This is a genomic window from uncultured Hymenobacter sp. (assembly GCF_964242765.1).
Lineage (GTDB): Bacteria > Bacteroidota > Bacteroidia > Cytophagales > Hymenobacteraceae > Hymenobacter.
The window spans coordinates 1-16,686 of sequence record NZ_CAXTBM010000092.1 but is presented as its reverse complement, the minus strand read 5'-3'; the positions used below and the strand labels follow the sequence as shown (position 1 = coordinate 16,686).

Below are 16,686 nucleotides of genomic sequence, written 5' to 3'. Positions count from 1 at the left end.
ACCCGTTGAGGCCGGCTATAGCCACTCCATTGCCACCATCATGACCAACGCGGCCGTGCACACCGGCATGAAGGCTACTTTCGACGAGAAAACGCAGGAAGTAATGGTGGGCGGAAAAGCTTTCGTTGCGTAAGCACTTAACCAGAAATATAATGCGATTAGCCACCCTCCCCTGCGCCGGCGCCCTGTTGCTGGCGCTGGCTTGCGTTTCCAGTGCCGACGCCCAAAAGACCGAGCAAGTCCGCGTTACCAAGGACCCGAAGGCCAAGAAGATTGACGTGTTTGTGGGCAAGCAGTTGTTCACTAGCTTCTTATATCCTGATACGTTGGAGAAGCCCGTTCTGTATCCGCTGCACGCCGCCAACGGCACCGTGGTAACCCGCGGTTTTCCGCTGGCCCCCAAGCCCGGCGACCCCACCGACCACCCGCACCATATTGGGCTGTGGTTCAACTTCGAGAACGTTAATGGCCTGGATTTCTGGAACAACTCCTACGCCATTCCGCAGGAAAAGAAAGGCTCGTACGGCTGGATCAAAACCGACCGCATAACGACCACCAGCAGCGGCCCCACCGGCGCGCTGGCGTATCATGCCAACTGGACCAACCAGAAAAACGAGGTTTTATTGGAAGAAACCACCCGTTTCGAATTTAGCGGCACCGAGCGCGAACGGACCATCGACCGAGTGACCACGCTCAAAGCCAATACGGAGGTTACGTTTACGGACGCCAAGGATGGTTTGCTGGGCTTGCGCGTGGCGCACGAGTTGCAAATGCCCACCGACAAAGACGAGAAGTTCACCGATAACAAAGGCATTGTGACGGTAGTGAAAGGCGGCACCGACAAAGTAGCCAACGGCAACTACGCTACCAGCACCGGCAAGCGCGGCAACGATGCCTGGAGTACGCGCGGCGCGTGGTGCAAGGTGTACGGCAAAATGGGCCAGGATTCGGTGAGCATCGCCATCCTCGACCACCCCAAAAACCCGAACTACCCCACCTTCTGGCACGCGCGCGGCTACGGTTTGTTTGCGGCCAACCCCCTCGGTGAAAAGATTTTCACCAACGGTACAACCGCCAAAAATCTCCAGCTTAAGAAAGGCGAATCGGTAACGTTCCGCTACCGCGTGCTAATCGACGAAGGCAGCAAAACCCTATCGGCCAAGCAGCTCAACCAAGCCGCCGCCGACTTCGCCAAAAAGACAGTGGCAGTAAAGTAAATTCTCGCCCACTACTGATTGGTCGTCAAGAAAACAGGATGGTGAGAGAAGGATATGCTCCTCTCTTACCATCCTGTTTATATTGGGGGCAGGTTGGTATTTCACTAAAGCAAAACAACAAAAATGAAATGTGCTCTTCTTACCCTGTTGCTTTTCACTTTCCTAGGACGGCAAGCGTCTCTCGCACAGTCGAAAAATGCGCTAACCTTCAACCACTCCGCTATTTGCGTGCGCGACCTTGCCACTAGCAACAGTTTTTACAAGTCTGTTTTGGAGTTAGAAGAAACGCCCAATCCATTCAATGACGGCCGCCACACCTGGCTTAAGATTGGCTCCGGCTTGCAGATGCACATCATCCAAGGAACCTGCACCGTGACGCCGGAGAAAAACGTGCACCTGTGCTTTAGTGTGCCTTCCTTGACCACGTTGACTGGTCGCCTAGAAAAGCTAAAGGTGCGCTACACCAACCTTAAAGGAGATGCCCAAGCGCCCACCGTTCGAGCCGACGGCGTCAAGCAGATCTACCTGCAAGATCCGGATGGCTACTGGATTGAAATCAACGACGCCAAGTAGCGGTGTAAGCAGCTATTTAAGTTACTGTTCAAACAAAAGAACGATCCTGCTGCGCTGGCCGAGGCAGGATCGTTCTTGTTACACTTAACTACACGCTAAACTATATGTGAGGGCTCATGGTCTGCACTACTTAGCCCAGCAGCCGAAACAGCAATGCTGCGAGTACGGCTCCGAGTAGTGGCCCTACCACGGGAATCCAGGCGTAGGTCCACTCGCTTGGCCCTTTCTCTCGAATGGGTAGCAGCGCGTGCGCCAGCCGGGGGGCCAGGTCGCGGGCAGGGTTGATGGCGTAGCCAGTAGTACCGCCCAGCGCCAGCCCAACTACCCACACCACCAGCGCCACGGGCAACGCGCCCACCGAGCCCAAACCAACTGGCGTATGCGAGGGGGTGATTTCGGCCCCGGCAATGTAGAATACCGCCAGCAGCAGCACTAACGTGCCAACAATTTCGCTGAGCAGATTGGAAGCATGATTACGGATGGCGGGTCCGGTGCAAAATACGGCCAGCTTCAGACCCGTTTCCGGCGTACGGTCGAAGTGGTCTTTGTAGAGCAACCACACCAGAGTTGCCCCCGCGAAGGCTCCACCAAACTGCGCTGCTAAATACGGCAGCACCAGGTTCCAGGCGAACTTGCCAGCCGCGGCCAGCCCTACCGTCACGGCCGGATTCAGGTGTGCTCCGCTTACCGGCCCGGCAATAACAACCCCAACGAACACCGACAAAGCCCATGCCGTCGTAATCACCATCCAGCCGCTGTTGTGGCCTTTGGTGTCGGTAAGCACCACGTTGGCTACCACGCCGTTTCCCAATACCATCAGCACCGTAGTCCCAACAAACTCTGCAACAAAAGGAGTCATTCGGCTTCGGTGGTTTCGGGTTGGGTGGTTGCTAGAGCTACTGGGTTGCCGGGTTGGGCGCCTTTGGCCCATACCTGCAACGCTTGCACAGCGCGGTTCCAATCGGCTATGCCTTTCTGAATATGCGGCTGGTTGGCTTTCGGATTGTACGAAGTTTCGGCGTGGTTGAGCGCCTGAATTTCATCTACGTTTTTCCAGTAGCCCACGGCCAGTCCCGCCAGATAGGCGGCTCCCAACGCAGTGGTTTCGGCCATCCGGGGCCGCACCACTTTGGTATTTAGCACATCAGAGAGAAACTGCATCAACGTCTCGTTGACCGTCGCGCCGCCGTCTACCCGCAGCTCGGTTATGGGTAGGCCCGCGTCGGCTTGCATGGCTCGGAGTACGTCCATGGTTTGATAGGCAATGGCTTCTACAGCGGCCCGCGCAATGTGCGCCGCTTTCGTGGACCTCGACATGCCGAAGATGACGCCCCGCGCATACTGGTCCCAATGTGGCGCCCCGAGGCCGGCAAAGGCCGGCACAAAGCATACGCCTTCACTGCTGCTGACTTGCTTGGCAAGTTGCTCTACTTCGGCTGAGGTCTTGATGATGCCCAGGTTATCGCGTAGCCATTGTACCACGGCTCCGGCAATGAAAATGCTGCCTTCCAGCGCGTACTGCACCTGCCCGTCGATCTTCCAGGCCACGGTAGTAAGCAGCTTGTTTTGCGAAAGCCGGGCTTCGGTTCCGATGTTCATCAGCATGAAGCAGCCCGTGCCGTAGGTGCTTTTCACCATGCCTGAGCGCACGCACTGCTGCCCGAACAAGGCGGCCTGCTGGTCGCCGGCAATGCCCGCAATCGGGATTTTCGAGGCAAAAATCGTGGTTTTGGTTTCGCCGTACACCTCGCTCGACTGCCGCACTTCCGGCAGCATACTGCGCGGAATATCAAACAGCGCCAGCAGCTCATCGTCCCACGCGAGGGAGTGAATGTTGAAGAGCATGGTGCGTGAGGCGTTGGTTACATCGGTGATGTGCAGCTCGCCCTGCGTGAAATTCCAGATCAGCCAGCTATCCACAGTACCGAAGGCCAGCTTGCCGGCTTCCGCTTTTTTGCGGGCGCCCTTCACGTTATCGAGAATCCAGCGCACTTTACTGGCCGAAAAGTAGGCGTCGAGCACCAAGCCGGTTTTACGGCGAATCAGGTTTTCCTGCCCTTCCTCGCGCAACTGGTCGCAGTACTCGGCAGTGCGGCGGTCTTGCCACACAATGGCGTTGTAGACGGGCTTGCCGGTTTTGCGGTTCCACACCACCACCGTTTCGCGCTGGTTGGTGATGCCGATGGCCGCTATGCTCTTGCCATTCTGGCCAGCCTTCACCGTTGCCTCTGCTGCCACCCCCGCCTGCGTCGACCAGATTTCCAGCGGATCATGCTCCACCCAACCAGGCTTAGGAAAGATCTGCGTGAATTCCTTTTGCGCCTCCGCCACAATGTGTCCTTTCTGATCGAAAAGGATGGCGCGGGAACTGGTCGTACCCTGGTCGAGGGCGAGGATGAACTGCTGCATAGTGGGAGGTATACAGTGAGGAGGTTGGGAAACAGTAGGTGAAGAAGCGTAAAGCATTCAACATAGCAATGCTTTGCGCTGAAAATGGTGACCTCACTCTCTTCTCATGCTCACTAGGAGAAGAGTACCAGAGACGCAAGACTCACCAGAACGCACCCCTTTCTCGGAAGGAGAAGGAAGACGGGTTACACTTCTTCCTTTAACCGAACCCCTTGGCTTTCCAGTAGATAATGTCGGGCTACTTGCCGGAAAGCGGCCACCTGTTCTTGTTGCCAGGCGGCATCGTAGCCTAATTCTTGGGCTAACAAGGCGGCTACTTCCGGCGCTACTCGAATGGCGGCATGGGCGTCGAGGAACAGAATGCGCACTCGCCGGGCCAGTACGTCTTCCACGGTGCGGGCCATTTCGTGGCGGGCGGCCCATACCACTTCGGCTTTCAGAAATTCCAGGGTGTCGTCCAGCTTTTCGCCTAGCTCAGAATGCTCGGCTATGAGGGCGAGCAAAGCGGGCTGGTCGGTGCCGTACACGTAGAGGTGGTTGCGGCGGTCAGGGGTGGCTTGGGCGCCGTGAATGGGCAGGTGGGCAGTTTGGCTTTCAGCGGCGGGCAGTTTGCCTAGCGCAATGGCTTTGTCTACCGTGTCTTGCCCCATGCGGCGGTAGGTGGTCCACTTGCCGCCGGTGATGGTAATCAGGCCTGCATCAGACACCAGAATCTTATGGCTCCGCGAAATTTCCTGCGTTTTCTCTCCGCCACCTTCTGTTGCGGCCAGTGGCCGGAGCCCCGCAAACACGCTTAGCGCGTCGCTGCGCTTGGGGGCCCGGGTGAGGTAGCGGCCCGCGGTACGCAAGATGAATTCAATTTCTTCTTCGAGCGCCTGCGGCTCCTGGCTGTATTCTTTGAGGGGCGTGTCGGTGGTGCCTACTACCACGCGGTTGTGCCACGGCACGGCGAAGAGTACGCGGCCATCATCGGTTTTCGGAATCATCAGGGCATCGTCGCCGGGCAGAAACGACTTATCGAGCACGATGTGAACGCCCTGGCTCGGGCGTACCAGCTTCTTACCACCGGGCTTGTCCATTTGCAAAATACCGTCTACGAAGATGCCGGTGGCATTTACTACGGCTTTGGCGCGTAGCTCGTAAATGGCGCCAGTTTCTTGGTCGGTAGCGGTTACGCCGGCTATTTTGCCTTTAGGGTCTTTCAGCAGCCCACGTACCTCGAAGTGGTTGAGCAACGTGCCACCTTGCTCGATGGCCGTTTGAGCAAGGTTGATTGCGAGGCGGGCATCATCAAACTGGCCGTCGTGGTAGAGCACGCCGCCCTTCAACCCCTCGGCTTTGATGGTGGGCAGACGCTTCACCGTTTCTTGCTTGCTGAGGTGTACCGAGGCGCCCAGGCTGAGCTTGCCCGCCAGCAAATCGTACATTTTTAGCCCGATGGTATAGAACGGGCCGCCCCACCACTCGTAATTTGGAATAATGAAATCCTGGTTCTTGACAAGATGAGAGGCATTTTTCAGTAGTAAACCCCGCTCGTACAACGCCTCGCGCACCAACGCTACGTCGCCCTGCGCCAGATACCGCACGCCGCCGTGCACCAACTTGGTGCTGCGGCTGCTCGTTCCTTTGGCATAATCCACTTGTTCAAGCAACAAGGTTTTGTAGCCTCGGCTGATACCATCCAGAGCCACGCCCAAACCCGTTGCGCCGCCGCCAATTACGAGCAGGTCCCAAACCGGGTGCCCCTCCAATTGCTGCAAGAGAGCTTCGCGGTGAAAGATATTGGATGGCGGGTTTCTATACATTGCTTCGTTGCGTTTCACTTTGATATATTAAAGATAGGCAAATGAAACTTAACGTAACATATTTCTTCGTAATTTCTATTACTCAGCTTCCGTTTGATTATCTAAACACTATTCGTGCTTTTCGCATGAAGTGGTTTAAAAAGAATAGTTTTGCTTGATGAATCCCTCCAGCGCCCAAAGGCACCACTATATTTTACAGCGCCTGCAAGAGCAGAAGCACATCGACGTTCTCGACCTCTGCGAAGCACTGAACGTATCGGCAGTAACGATTCGGAAGGATCTGAAACTCCTAGAAGAGAAGGAGCTACTGTTTCGCACGCATGGTGGGGCGGCGCTGGAAAACCCATACATCAAAGACAGACCCGTCGACGAGAAGAAGCTACTGTATGTGGAGGAGAAAACCAGCATCGCAACGGCCGCGGCAGCACTGATAAGTGCACAGGAAGCAGTGATTATAGCGTCGGGAACCACCATGGTGGCGTTGGCTCGGGCCCTCCCACCTCATCTTCCTCTGACGGTCATTACGTCGGCGCTCAACGTGGGCTTAGAGCTTGTTGGCCACCCCGAAATCGAGGTACTTCAACTCGGAGGCTACCTACGGCACAGTTCTTCCTCGGTCACGGGGCCGCAAGCCGAACAAGTACTAGCCGATATTTCCTGCCAGAAGCTGTTCCTAGGCGTCGATGGCATCGACCTTGATTTTGGTTTTACCACTACCAACTCCGGCGAAGCTCACCTCAACCAAGCCATGCTGCGCGCCGCCCAAGAAACCATCGTTCTGGCCGATTCTTCGAAGTTTGGCAAGCGTGGCTTTAGCCGAATCTGCGGCTTCGAGCAAGTCCACCGTGTCATCACCGACCGTGGCATCTCCCCGCAAGACGCTAAGAAACTGGAAGAGAGGAGTATTGCCCTAACTATTGTATAGGCGCACTATTGTTCTGGTGTTGCTTACTATGTTGGCAGCAAAGTAAAAGGCCGCCATGCTAAATATGGCGGCCTTTTCTAACTCGATTCTCTAACAAAAGCTGTCATTCCTCCCTACAGTGCAGTCAGCAAGACAATCCATCATCTTACTTAGCTACTATCTTCTCCTCCATTTTCTGCGTAATAAGGTCGACGTCGGTGATTTTGGCGGGGAACCACACGGTCATTTCGCCTTTGCCGCGGTTGGCCCAGGCGTAGTACGGAATGGCGGTCAGGGTTTGCGAAACGGTGCTGATGGAATTGTTGGCAGGGTCAACTTTCACCACGGGCACTGTGGCGGTTAGCTCGGTGATGCCGTTGAGCACGTCGGGCTTAAAGGCAGCCGTGAAACTGGTGGAAGCCGGCACGATGATGTTGCTGGTTTTGCCTTCGTTGTCTTTCCACTCGGCGCAATACATGATAGGGCCGCGTTGCAGGGCCACTTTGCCGGCATCGTCGCGAACGTTGGGGTTGGCTACCACTTTGCGCACTTCCATGGGCAGGGCCACTTCTACTACATCGTTTTTGCGCCACTTGCGGGCCAGCACGGCGTAACCATTCTTGACCGTGTACGTCAGCGGCTTGCCATTTACCTTGATGCTTACTTGCTCGCTGGATGGCGCCGCAAAAGTGTAAAGGTCGGAGGGCAGGGCCTCGTTGCGGGCCCAACCGGGGAGGCGTACCAGCAGGTTGAAATCGGCAGTTGACTTCGGAGCTACTGTGAACTTTAGGTCACCGTTCCAGGGGTAGTTGTTTTGCTGCGTGATACGGACCGGCTGTTTCTTCACGTTGAGGTCGGTGCTGCCGTTGATAAACAGGTTGACGTACACGTCGTTGTCTTTCTGCGCGTACACGTAGCCCGGCAACGAAGGAAACAGCCGCGCTAAGTTGGTGGGGCAGCACGAGCACTCAAACCAGCCCGCCCGCGCCGGCTCCGACTCCTTGAAGACGGCGCTGTTCTTGATTTGCATAGCGTTGGAGTAGAAGAACGACTTGCCATCGAGACCCACCCCGGAAATCAAACCGTTGTAAAGCACCTTCTCCATTACATCGATGTACTTCGAGTCGCCGTGGAGTTGGAACATGCGCTGGTTCCAGTACACATTGGCCACCGAAGCGCAGGTTTCGTTGTAAGCAGTGGTGTTGGGCAACTCGTAGTTACGCCCGAACCGCTCCCCGCCGGGCACCGCGCCGGTGCCGCCCGTCACGTAGAGCTTCTTGCTTACCATGTTGTTCCAGATGCTGTCCACGGCCGCCAGCATGCGTTTATCGCCAGTTAGAGCGGCCACGTCGGCCATGGCCGAGTACAGGTATTCGGCGCGCACGGCGTGGCCGATGGCTTCTTTCTGGTCGTACACCGATTGGTGGTCTTGCCAGTAAGAACCGTTTTTCCAGACGTCAGGGCTCTTGGGGTCGTAGCCTTTGTACTGGCCGCGCTGCTCTAAGAAGAACTTGGCGGTGCTTAAGTACTCAGGCTTGCCGGTTACGCGGTAGAGCTTCACCAACCCCATTTCCACTATTTCGTGGCCGGGCGCTACGCTACGTTTACTGGGGCCGAAAACCGAGCATACCAAGTCGGCGTTTTTCAGGGCAATGTTCAACAAACTCTTCTTGCCGGTGGCTTCGTAGTGCGCTACCGCCGACTCGTAGAGGTGGCCGGAGTTATATAGCTCGTGGCTTAGCTCCCGCTCCCGTTCCCACCGCTCCTTGCCGGCCCACGCATGCGGATGGGCGGGGTCAATGGTGCGGGCCGTGTAGAGGTAGCCATCCGGTTCCTGCGCCTTGCCCACCTTTTCAATCAGTTCATCGATGTAGCTTTCCAGCTTTTTATCCGGGTACAAGCTCAGCGAGTACGAGGCGCCCTCAATGGTCTTGTAGATGTCGGTATCGTCGAAGGGGAACGTGGTAGCGAACTTGCCCGACTTGGCCGCGGCCATTTCGAAGTTCTTCACCCGGTTGGTGGCTTCGCAACGCTCGAAGGAAGCGGGAATGGTTACCTCGGTGTTGGTTTTCAGGCGGGGCAGCCAGAAGTTATCGGCCAGCTTCACCTTGGTAAAAGCAACCGCTTGAATCGGGTAATCGGAGCGTTGGGCAGTGGCGGAAGCGGCTAAACCAAGCGCCAGCGCCATGAGAAGTGACTTAGACATAAGGCAGGATTTTCAGTAAAAGGCAACACAATCACTAGGTTGAAAAGAACTCGGGCCTACGCACCTAGCTACTAAACAAGCCCTGTGCAATAGTCCACTACTAGCCTGGCTCGATGCACCGCCACGCTCGGAAAAAGGAATTTAACTCACCGTCAGCACCATTGCGCCAATCGGGAAACTGTTACTTCTTGGCGGAGATTCGGTACAAGCCGGCGCCGTGCCGACGGATGAACGGCGCAAACTCACCGGTAAATTCCCCTACTGTTTTGCCGGTCCACATATTGCGCACGATGCAGGCCGTGGAGAAGCCCAACTTCTGCAAGGGCACTACTATGCGCGAAGAATCGGCCGGGGCTGGCGTGTAGGGGCTTTTCGTGAAGATCAGGCAGTTGATGGTACCGCCCGTGTTCTGGCTGGCCGCGGCTTTGTCGAGGCCCGCGGTGGTTTTGAAGCGGGTGTAACCAAGCGGCACATCGAACTCTATTATCGAGTTGGAGTGCGTCCCGATGCCGTCGGTATAGGTTTGCCCAGCCACGACTAATTGGCCGCCCGATACGCTCTTGTTCACCGTAGATTTCCCCCACCCTGCCGTGGCTTGCTTCCAAGGCATGGTGGTTAAGGCTACGGTTTTGGCGCCGTTGGAGAGCGTCGGCGCCAGCCAGTTGGCATGGTCCCAGGCGGTGTCGTCACCGCCGTTGCGCACGTTCAGGTACAGCTTGCTAACGCCGGTAATGTCGATGTCGGCGGTTTTGCTTTGGTTAGGCGTCTGGCGCGTGATTTGGCCACTCGACCATGCGGCGGCGCTTTCGGGCAGCAACTCTTGGTCTTGGGCATTGAAGACAGCTAGGTACTTGTCGCCGGTTTTGGGGTCGTCGGCAGTCCAGGCGACTAGGTCGTTTTTGCGGAACAGCTGGCGGTTGTTGCTGCTGGAGCTGTGCATGGCCAGCACCTCTTTGTTGGTCAGCAACGAGAGCGTGAAGGCGTCGTTGCTTGGCAGGTCGCCGCCAAACATCAGCGGCGAGCGGAATATCGACCACAACGACATCATGGTGTACTGCTCGTCCTTGGTGAAGCGCGTCATTCGGTCGTCGCCGCGCTCGGCCCGGATACCGAGCCGGCCCATGGGCAGCATATCGGCATCGGGCCACGCCCCCGTCATAATGTACGGCGACCACCGGTCGCACACGTCGAAGTGTTCTTTGAGCTGCTCCCAGCTGTCCCAAAAGTCGCCGACGGTGCGCCACATATTGGCGTTGGCTTGCACGTGCTTGGCGTTAGCAATGGGCGTTTCGCCGGGCGAAGTGCTCAACACAATCTTGCGCCCCGTTAAGTCAATTGCCTTGCGAATCATCTCCACTTCCGGCGTATGGTACGGCGACGACAGATCGTCTACCTTCACGAAATCCACGCCCCAGGATGCGTAGAGCTTGAAAATAGAGTTGTAGTACTCCTGTGCCCCCGGCTTGCCGGCTACCACGGTGTACATGTCGCGCAGCCAAGTCCCCTGCCCTTCTTTGGTGTAGATGTCGGCGGCCGTGGCCTTGCTCCCCAGGATGGGCAACTTACGGTTCACAGCCACCACCGGCACCCCGCGCATAATATGAATCCCGAACTTCAAGCCTTTGGCGTGCATGTAGTCGGCCAGCGGCTTGAAGCCTTTGCCCCCGGCCGCCGACGGAAACCGGTTCGGAGCCGGGATGAAGCGCCCGTACTGGTCGATGTTGAAATCCGGGTCCTTCTCGTTGTAGCCGTGTGCTGTATCGTTGCCTACGTACCACCGAATATCAACCACCACGTAGTCCCAGCCGCTGCTTTTCATGTTTTCAGCCATGTAGTCGGCGTTGGCGCGTACCTCGGCTTCTACCACGGTGGGGCCATAACAATCCCAGCTGTTCCAGCCCATGGGCGGCGTGGCGGCCCACTGGTGAAAATCAGTTTTAGGGGCAGGTTTGGTTTGACTGACGGCCGGAGTTGCCATGCCTCCAAGCAGTCCAGCGGCCAATATCGACTTGTGCAGAAGATTCATAGAAGGGGAATTGATAGGTGCCTACACCAGCAGGCAGTTGGGGAAAGCAGCCTGTCAGCCACCACGCTTGCCAAGGTTCCGCGCTAACCTTACCATAAAAATCAAACGAAAAAGCGGAGTGGCTTTAGCAACCACTCCGCTCTTCACTTCGCTACAATTAGCGCTTACCAGGAATCCGGAGCACCGTGAACGAGTTGGGAGCCAGCGTGTAGCTCACCGTCGAAGACGATACTTTGAATTGCTCTTCTTTCGGAGCCAGTTTGGTAGGCTCCTGCAAGCTATTCACGGCCTGCAGGTCGTTGCTGGCAAGCACAATGGCCTTGGCCGACTTACCCATATTCTTCACCCCGGCTAGGTTTAGCTTCACCGGGCGCGCGTCGTTGGAGTAGTTCACCAGCTTCACCACAATGTCGCCGGCTTTGTCGTCGGCTACGGCGCTGGCGAACAGGTTGTCGGTGCCGTTCTTAGCGTTGTTGGGCATCTGCACGGGCAGCATGGTCGTGCCCGCGTTGGTGCTGTACATTTTTTGCACGTAGTAGTTGGGCGTGCCGTAGGACTTCAGGTTATCGAACCAAATCATGTCGGGCGTCCACTGCCACGCATCCACGTGGGCGAAAAGCGGGGCGTACGACGCCATGTTTACCACGTCGGCATTGCGCTCCAAACCGGTCATGAAAGCGGCTTCCGAAATAGCGCAGTCCCAGCTGTTCTTGTTGTCGGGGCTACCGATAGCCACACTTTGCGCGGCGTACTCACCGGCAAAGATTTTCGGCCCGGTGCGAGGGTAGTTGTCGTAGCGGCCTACGTTCTGGCGGAACCACTCGGGCTTGGCGTAGTAGTGCTCGTCTACAAACTCGGCCTTCAGCACACCCAGGCGCTTGGAAGCGGCTTCAAACAGCGGCCCGTCGGGGCTCGGGCCAGCACTCGACACGATTTGCATGTTCGGGTACTTGGCTTTGATGGCTTTGGCAAACGGCTCGTAGCGCTCCAAGTACTGCGGGCCCCACTGCTCGTTGCCGATACCGATATACTTCAGGTTGAATGGTGCCGCATGGCCCATAGCCGCCCGCTTGGCGCCCCAAGAACTAGACGTAGGCCCGTTGGCAAACTCGATTAGGTCCAGCGCATCCTGGATAAAGGTATCCAGCGTTAGGTCGCCGGTAGCAGCATTGCCCGCATTCGGGCCCGATGCTGTGATGGGCGCCAACTCGGCCGAGTTGAACTGGCAGGCCATGCCCACATTGAGGATGGGGAGCGGCTCGGCGCCGATGTCCTCAGAAAGCTGGAAGTACTCGAAGAAGCCCAACCCGAACGATTGGTAATAGTCGGGGGTGAACTTGTGCTTGAACTCGGTGTTCCAGCGGTTAATCAAAGGTTTGCGGGCTGCCAAATCGCCAATGGTCTCTTTCCACTGATACCGCTCGTCCAGGGTCCGGCCTTCCACGATGCAGCCCCCAGGGAAACGCAGAAAGCCCGGCTTCATATCCTTGAGCAGTTGCACCAGATCGGTCCGTAGGCCGTTCTCGCGCTTCTGCCAAGTGTCTTTCGGGAACAGCGACACCACGTCGATATCCATGGTGCCGGCGCCTTCCATCGTTATTTTCAGGCGCGCCTTGGCCGCCGTACCCGACGACTTGAGCACGGCGGTGTACTTTTTCCATTCCCCCGTGACGCCCGTGATTTTGGCTTGCGCCAGTACCCGCCCAGAAGCGGCAGCTTCCGGTCCGTTTCCGCCCCGCCCCGACTCTTCTATACTTACGTTCAGGCCGCTTACGTTGCCCGGACCCTTCCGCAGATACACCGAGAAGGTGTATTCGGCATCTTGCTTTACGCCCATACCCCGGAAGCCCTCGTTAAGGAAGCCCGCATCCGGACTAGCCGTGGCGGCCGTCATACGCAGGAAGTGGTTGTTGGTGGCGCTAATGGGCTGCTCGCTGGAAACCAGATAGGTCGATAAGGCCGCGGCTCCTTTAATAGCGCGCCAGCCCACGAGGTTCTCGTCGGTTTCAAACGACTTATTTTTTACCAGTTCCGGGTACAACCCGCCGTCGGCGGCGAAGTTGATGTCCTCGAAAAACAAGCCGTACATGGTTTTGGCGATGGGTGCGCCGGGCTTATTTACTTGCACCGTGATGGTGCCCGGTGCGGCAGTACCTTGCGCCAGGGCCGTGTTGCCGGTTACAGCGCTGAAAAGCGCTAATCCGGACACAATCGATTGTGAATTTAGGAACTTAATTTTCAAGGACATATGTGGGATTTTTGGTGGTGATTTAGCGAGAGGCGCTCTATCCTGTTCCGCCTACAGATTCGCGGAACCACTACTCGTATTGCTAACCCTGATTGCTAGTCGTTAGCCGAGTAGTGGTCCTACAAAACCCAATGGGCAACTCGTAGGACCACTCGCTAGACCACCGATTTATTACCAGAATTTAGCGTACAGCGCCGTTATCAGCAACAGCGTAATGACAATCAGCGACATGGTTTGGCTGCTGACCTTGAACATACCCGGCGTCAGGTTGATAGCCCCTGGGTTGATGGCAGGACCAGCCAAGCTGATAACCACCATCAGGAGCACCGTGAAAGCAAACGACAAGCCCATGCAAATCAGGAATGGGATTTCGTAGCCGCCGTGGCCGTTCGGGAAGGCTGTGTAAAGCAGGGTTTCGGTGCCGAATACTCCTACTGCGTAGTTGTTGAAGAACACCGACAGCACGAAGCCCGCCAGAATGCCGACAATACCTGCCGTAGCGGTAGTGCGCTTCCAGAACATACCCAACAGGAAGATGGCCAGGATACCGGGCGAGATGAAGCCCGTGTATTTCTGAATGAATTGAAATCCACCTTCACCACCAATGCCGAGCAAGTCTTCCCAGGTAAGGGCCACGCCCATTACTACGGAAGCCAAAATAGCCAAGCGGCCAACCCACACCTGCTTTTTCTCGGTGGCGTCTTTGTTGAGGTAGCGCTTGTAGATGTCGAGGGTGAAGATGGTGGAAATCGAGTTGACTTTACCAGCCAGCGAAGCCACAATGGCCGCCGTCAGGGCCGCCATCGAGAGGCCTTTCAAGCCGTTGGGCAAGAAGGTGAGCACGGCAGAGTACGCGTTGTCGGAGTTGAAAGCGCCAGTGGAAGACATTTCCTGCTGCAACTCACCGTTCTTAAAAAGCACATACGCGGCAATACCGGGCAGCATGACAATTACCGGCATCATCAGCTTCAGCATGCCGGCAAACAGGATACCGGTACGGGCCGTGTGCAAATCAGCACCGAGGGCACGCTGCGTAATGTACTGGTTGCAACCCCAGTAGTTCAAGTTCACAATCCACTGACCAGCAAAGTACATGGCAATGCCGGGCAGGGCTATGTATTTATTGATGTCCTCCTGCGGCGTATTGGGCCCAGGTTTCGGGAAAATCATTTTGAAGTGGTCACCGGCATTGTCCATCAACGCTTTGAAGCCCGAAATAGCGCCACCGCCGAGGCCAAACTTGGTGCTCACCACGTCCAAGGCAATGTAGGTGGTCACCAAACCACCCACTACCAGCACTACCACCTGGATTACGTCGGTGTAGCCTACCACTTTCATACCGCCCAACGAGATGAGCAAAGCAAACACGGCCAGCGCCACCATAATCAGGTGGAAGCTGCCGCCCCCAATCAGGTTGCTGATGGCCAACGCCCCGAGGTAGAGGATGGACGTCAGGTTAACCAGAATATAGAGGAACAGCCAGAAGATACTCATGATCAAGCTCAGCGTGCTATTATAGCGCTGCTCGAGAAACTGCGGCATCGTGAAGATTTTCTCTTTCAAGTAAATCGGCATGAAGAACACCGCCACAATGATGAGTACAATAGCTGCCACCCACTCATACGCCGCCACTGCCACGCCCACATTAAAGCCGGACCCCGACATGCCGATAAACTGCTCGGCCGAAATGTTGGAGGCAATCATGGAGGCTCCAATGGCCCACCAAGTCAAGGAACCTTCGGCCAGAAAGTAGTCTTTGGTGCTTTGCTCGGCCTTTTGCTTGCTTTTGTACACGTAGTACCCGTAGGCAGAAACCCCTACGAGGTAGAAGAGAAAGACAAGTAGGTCAAGCGTGGTAAGGTTGTTACGCATGAGTTAATTGAAGGGAACGTGGGAAATGAGGAGAGATTGAGAGCTTAATTTTAGTTAGAATTTATTTCATTCCAGGCAGCTAATTATATAAAGACTACCTGAACGTCATGCGCAAATGAGCTGCCAGCACGATGTAGAGACGCGACACTTCGCGTCTCGGCGTCCGTGTTGTTAGAACCGTTGTTCTACTTGGCCGTCCAACGCCGAGACGCGAAGTGCCGCGTCTCTACATCGTGCTGGCAGTTCATTTGCGGACGAGTATAAGCCCCGACTAGCGGCCCCCAAAGGCTACCTCGTTGTAGCGGAGCTCGTTCTTGAAGGTGCGCAGCTTGGTGTCGTCGTCGATAAGAACGTACTCGATACCCGCCATTTCTGCGAAGTCTTCCAGATACTCGGCCGTCAGGTTCTGGCTGAAACCGGTGTGGTGCGCCCCGCCGGCCAAAATCCAAGCGGCCGCGCCCGTTGCCAGGTCGGGCTTCACTTTCCAGAGCACGCGGGCTACGGGCAGGTTCGGCAACTCTTGTTCGGGGGCCACGGCTACCACTTCGTTTACAATCAGGCGGAACCGGTTGCCCATGTCCACGATGGTGGCATTGAGGCCTTCGCCGGCCGGGCAGTTGAACACCAAGCGCACTGGGTCAGCTTTGCCGCCAATGCCTAGGGGATGGATTTCGGCGCGCACCTTGCCTTCCGCAATAGTGGGGCAGATTTCCAGCATGTGCGAACCCAGCACTTGGTTGTTGTTGGGCGCGAAATGGTAGGTGTAGTCTTCCATAAACGAGTTGCCACCGGGCAGCCCCGCTCCCATCACCTTCATGGCCCGCACCAGCGCCGACGTTTTCCAGTCGCCTTCGCCGCCGAAGCCGTAGCCCTCGGCCATCAGGCGCTGCGTGGCAATGCCGGGCAGCTGCGCCATGCCGTGCAAATCCTCGAAAGTATCGGTGAAACCTTTGGCGCCGGTGTCCTGCAAAAACTTGCGCATGCCGGCCTCAATACGGGCCGCGTCGCGCAGTGACTCGCGCTGGCTGCCGCCGTCCTTCAGCGTGTCGGCTAGCTCGTATTCCTGCTCGTAGGTGGCAAGCAGCTCATCGATTTGGGCGTCGCTCACTTCGTTGATAACGGCTACCAAGTCGCCGATACCGTAGGTGTTCACGGAGTAGCCAAACTTGATTTCAGCTTCCACTTTGTCGCCTTCGGTTACGGCTACGTAGCGCATGTTGTCACCAAAGCGGATGAAGCGGGCACCCTGCCAGTCGGCCCAGGCCGAAGCCACGCGCGACCACACGCTCAGGCTTTGGTGCACGGCGCTGTCTTGCCAGTGACCCACAATTACTTTGCGCTTGATGCCCATGCGGGCGCCAATGAAGCCAAACTCCCGGTCGCCGTGCGCCGATTGGTTGGTGTTCATGAAGTCCATGTTGATATC

Annotated in this window: 11 protein-coding genes; 3 read left to right on the top strand and 8 right to left on the bottom strand. The window is 56.6% G+C overall.

Features of this window, described 5'->3' with window-relative positions:
* The first annotated feature begins 152 nt into the window (after positions 1-152).
* Both ACFE7X_RS23195 and ACFE7X_RS23190 read left to right on the top strand, forming a co-directional pair.
* Positions 153-1,217 (top strand): PmoA family protein, encoded by a 1,065-nt coding sequence (locus tag ACFE7X_RS23195; protein ID WP_375438062.1) that lies wholly within the window; start codon positions 153-155, stop codon positions 1,215-1,217.
* Between the two features lie 147 nt (positions 1,218-1,364).
* Complete coding sequence (locus ACFE7X_RS23190; RefSeq protein WP_375438061.1) at positions 1,365-1,790, top strand: VOC family protein; 426 nt, start codon at positions 1,365-1,367, stop codon at positions 1,788-1,790.
* 130 nt (positions 1,791-1,920) lie between these two features.
* On the opposite strand, the gene ACFE7X_RS23185 is transcribed toward ACFE7X_RS23190, so the two are convergent.
* The 3 genes from ACFE7X_RS23185 to ACFE7X_RS23175 all read right to left on the bottom strand — a co-directional run bounded on the left by ACFE7X_RS23185 (position 1,921) and on the right by ACFE7X_RS23175 (position 6,004).
* Entirely contained in the window at positions 1,921-2,649 is a 729-nt protein-coding gene (locus ACFE7X_RS23185) for an MIP/aquaporin family protein (RefSeq protein WP_375438060.1), read from the bottom strand.
* Positions 2,646-4,199: a glycerol kinase GlpK gene (glpK, locus tag ACFE7X_RS23180; RefSeq protein WP_375438059.1), complete on the bottom strand. Its 1,554-nt coding sequence runs from the start codon at positions 4,197-4,199 to the stop codon at positions 2,646-2,648. The genes ACFE7X_RS23185 and glpK overlap by 4 nt, the downstream gene beginning before the upstream one ends.
* A 185-nt stretch (positions 4,200-4,384) precedes the next feature.
* Positions 4,385-6,004, bottom strand: a complete 1,620-nt coding sequence (locus tag ACFE7X_RS23175) for an FAD-dependent oxidoreductase (RefSeq protein ID WP_375438058.1) — start codon at positions 6,002-6,004, stop codon at positions 4,385-4,387.
* A 157-nt stretch (positions 6,005-6,161) separates the two neighbouring features.
* Between ACFE7X_RS23175 and ACFE7X_RS23170 the strand changes: the two genes are divergently transcribed.
* On the top strand, positions 6,162-6,929 hold the full coding sequence (locus ACFE7X_RS23170) for a DeoR/GlpR family DNA-binding transcription regulator (RefSeq protein ID WP_375438057.1): 768 nt from the start codon (positions 6,162-6,164) through the stop codon (positions 6,927-6,929).
* Positions 6,930-7,074: 145 nt separating this feature from the next.
* Here ACFE7X_RS23170 and ACFE7X_RS23165 read toward each other — a convergent pair whose 3' ends face one another.
* The 5 genes from ACFE7X_RS23165 to araA form a co-directional block, all read right to left on the bottom strand.
* Entirely contained in the window at positions 7,075-9,114 is a 2,040-nt protein-coding gene (locus tag ACFE7X_RS23165) for a glycoside hydrolase family 127 protein (RefSeq protein WP_375438056.1), read from the bottom strand.
* Between the two features lie 181 nt (positions 9,115-9,295).
* The gene (locus tag ACFE7X_RS23160; protein ID WP_375438055.1) at positions 9,296-11,140 is read right to left on the bottom strand and encodes an NPCBM/NEW2 domain-containing protein; all 1,845 of its coding nucleotides are present in this window, start codon (positions 11,138-11,140) and stop codon (positions 9,296-9,298) included.
* A gap of 157 nt (positions 11,141-11,297) precedes the next feature.
* Complete coding sequence (locus tag ACFE7X_RS23155; protein WP_375438054.1) at positions 11,298-13,388, bottom strand: alpha-L-arabinofuranosidase C-terminal domain-containing protein; 2,091 nt, start codon at positions 13,386-13,388, stop codon at positions 11,298-11,300.
* Positions 13,389-13,559: 171 nt separating this feature from the next.
* Complete coding sequence (locus ACFE7X_RS23150; RefSeq protein ID WP_375438053.1) at positions 13,560-15,260, bottom strand: sodium/solute symporter; 1,701 nt, start codon at positions 15,258-15,260, stop codon at positions 13,560-13,562.
* Between the two features lie 271 nt (positions 15,261-15,531).
* The coding region (araA, locus tag ACFE7X_RS23145; RefSeq protein WP_375438052.1) for an L-arabinose isomerase at positions 15,532-16,686 on the bottom strand (1,155 nt) is incomplete at its 5' end.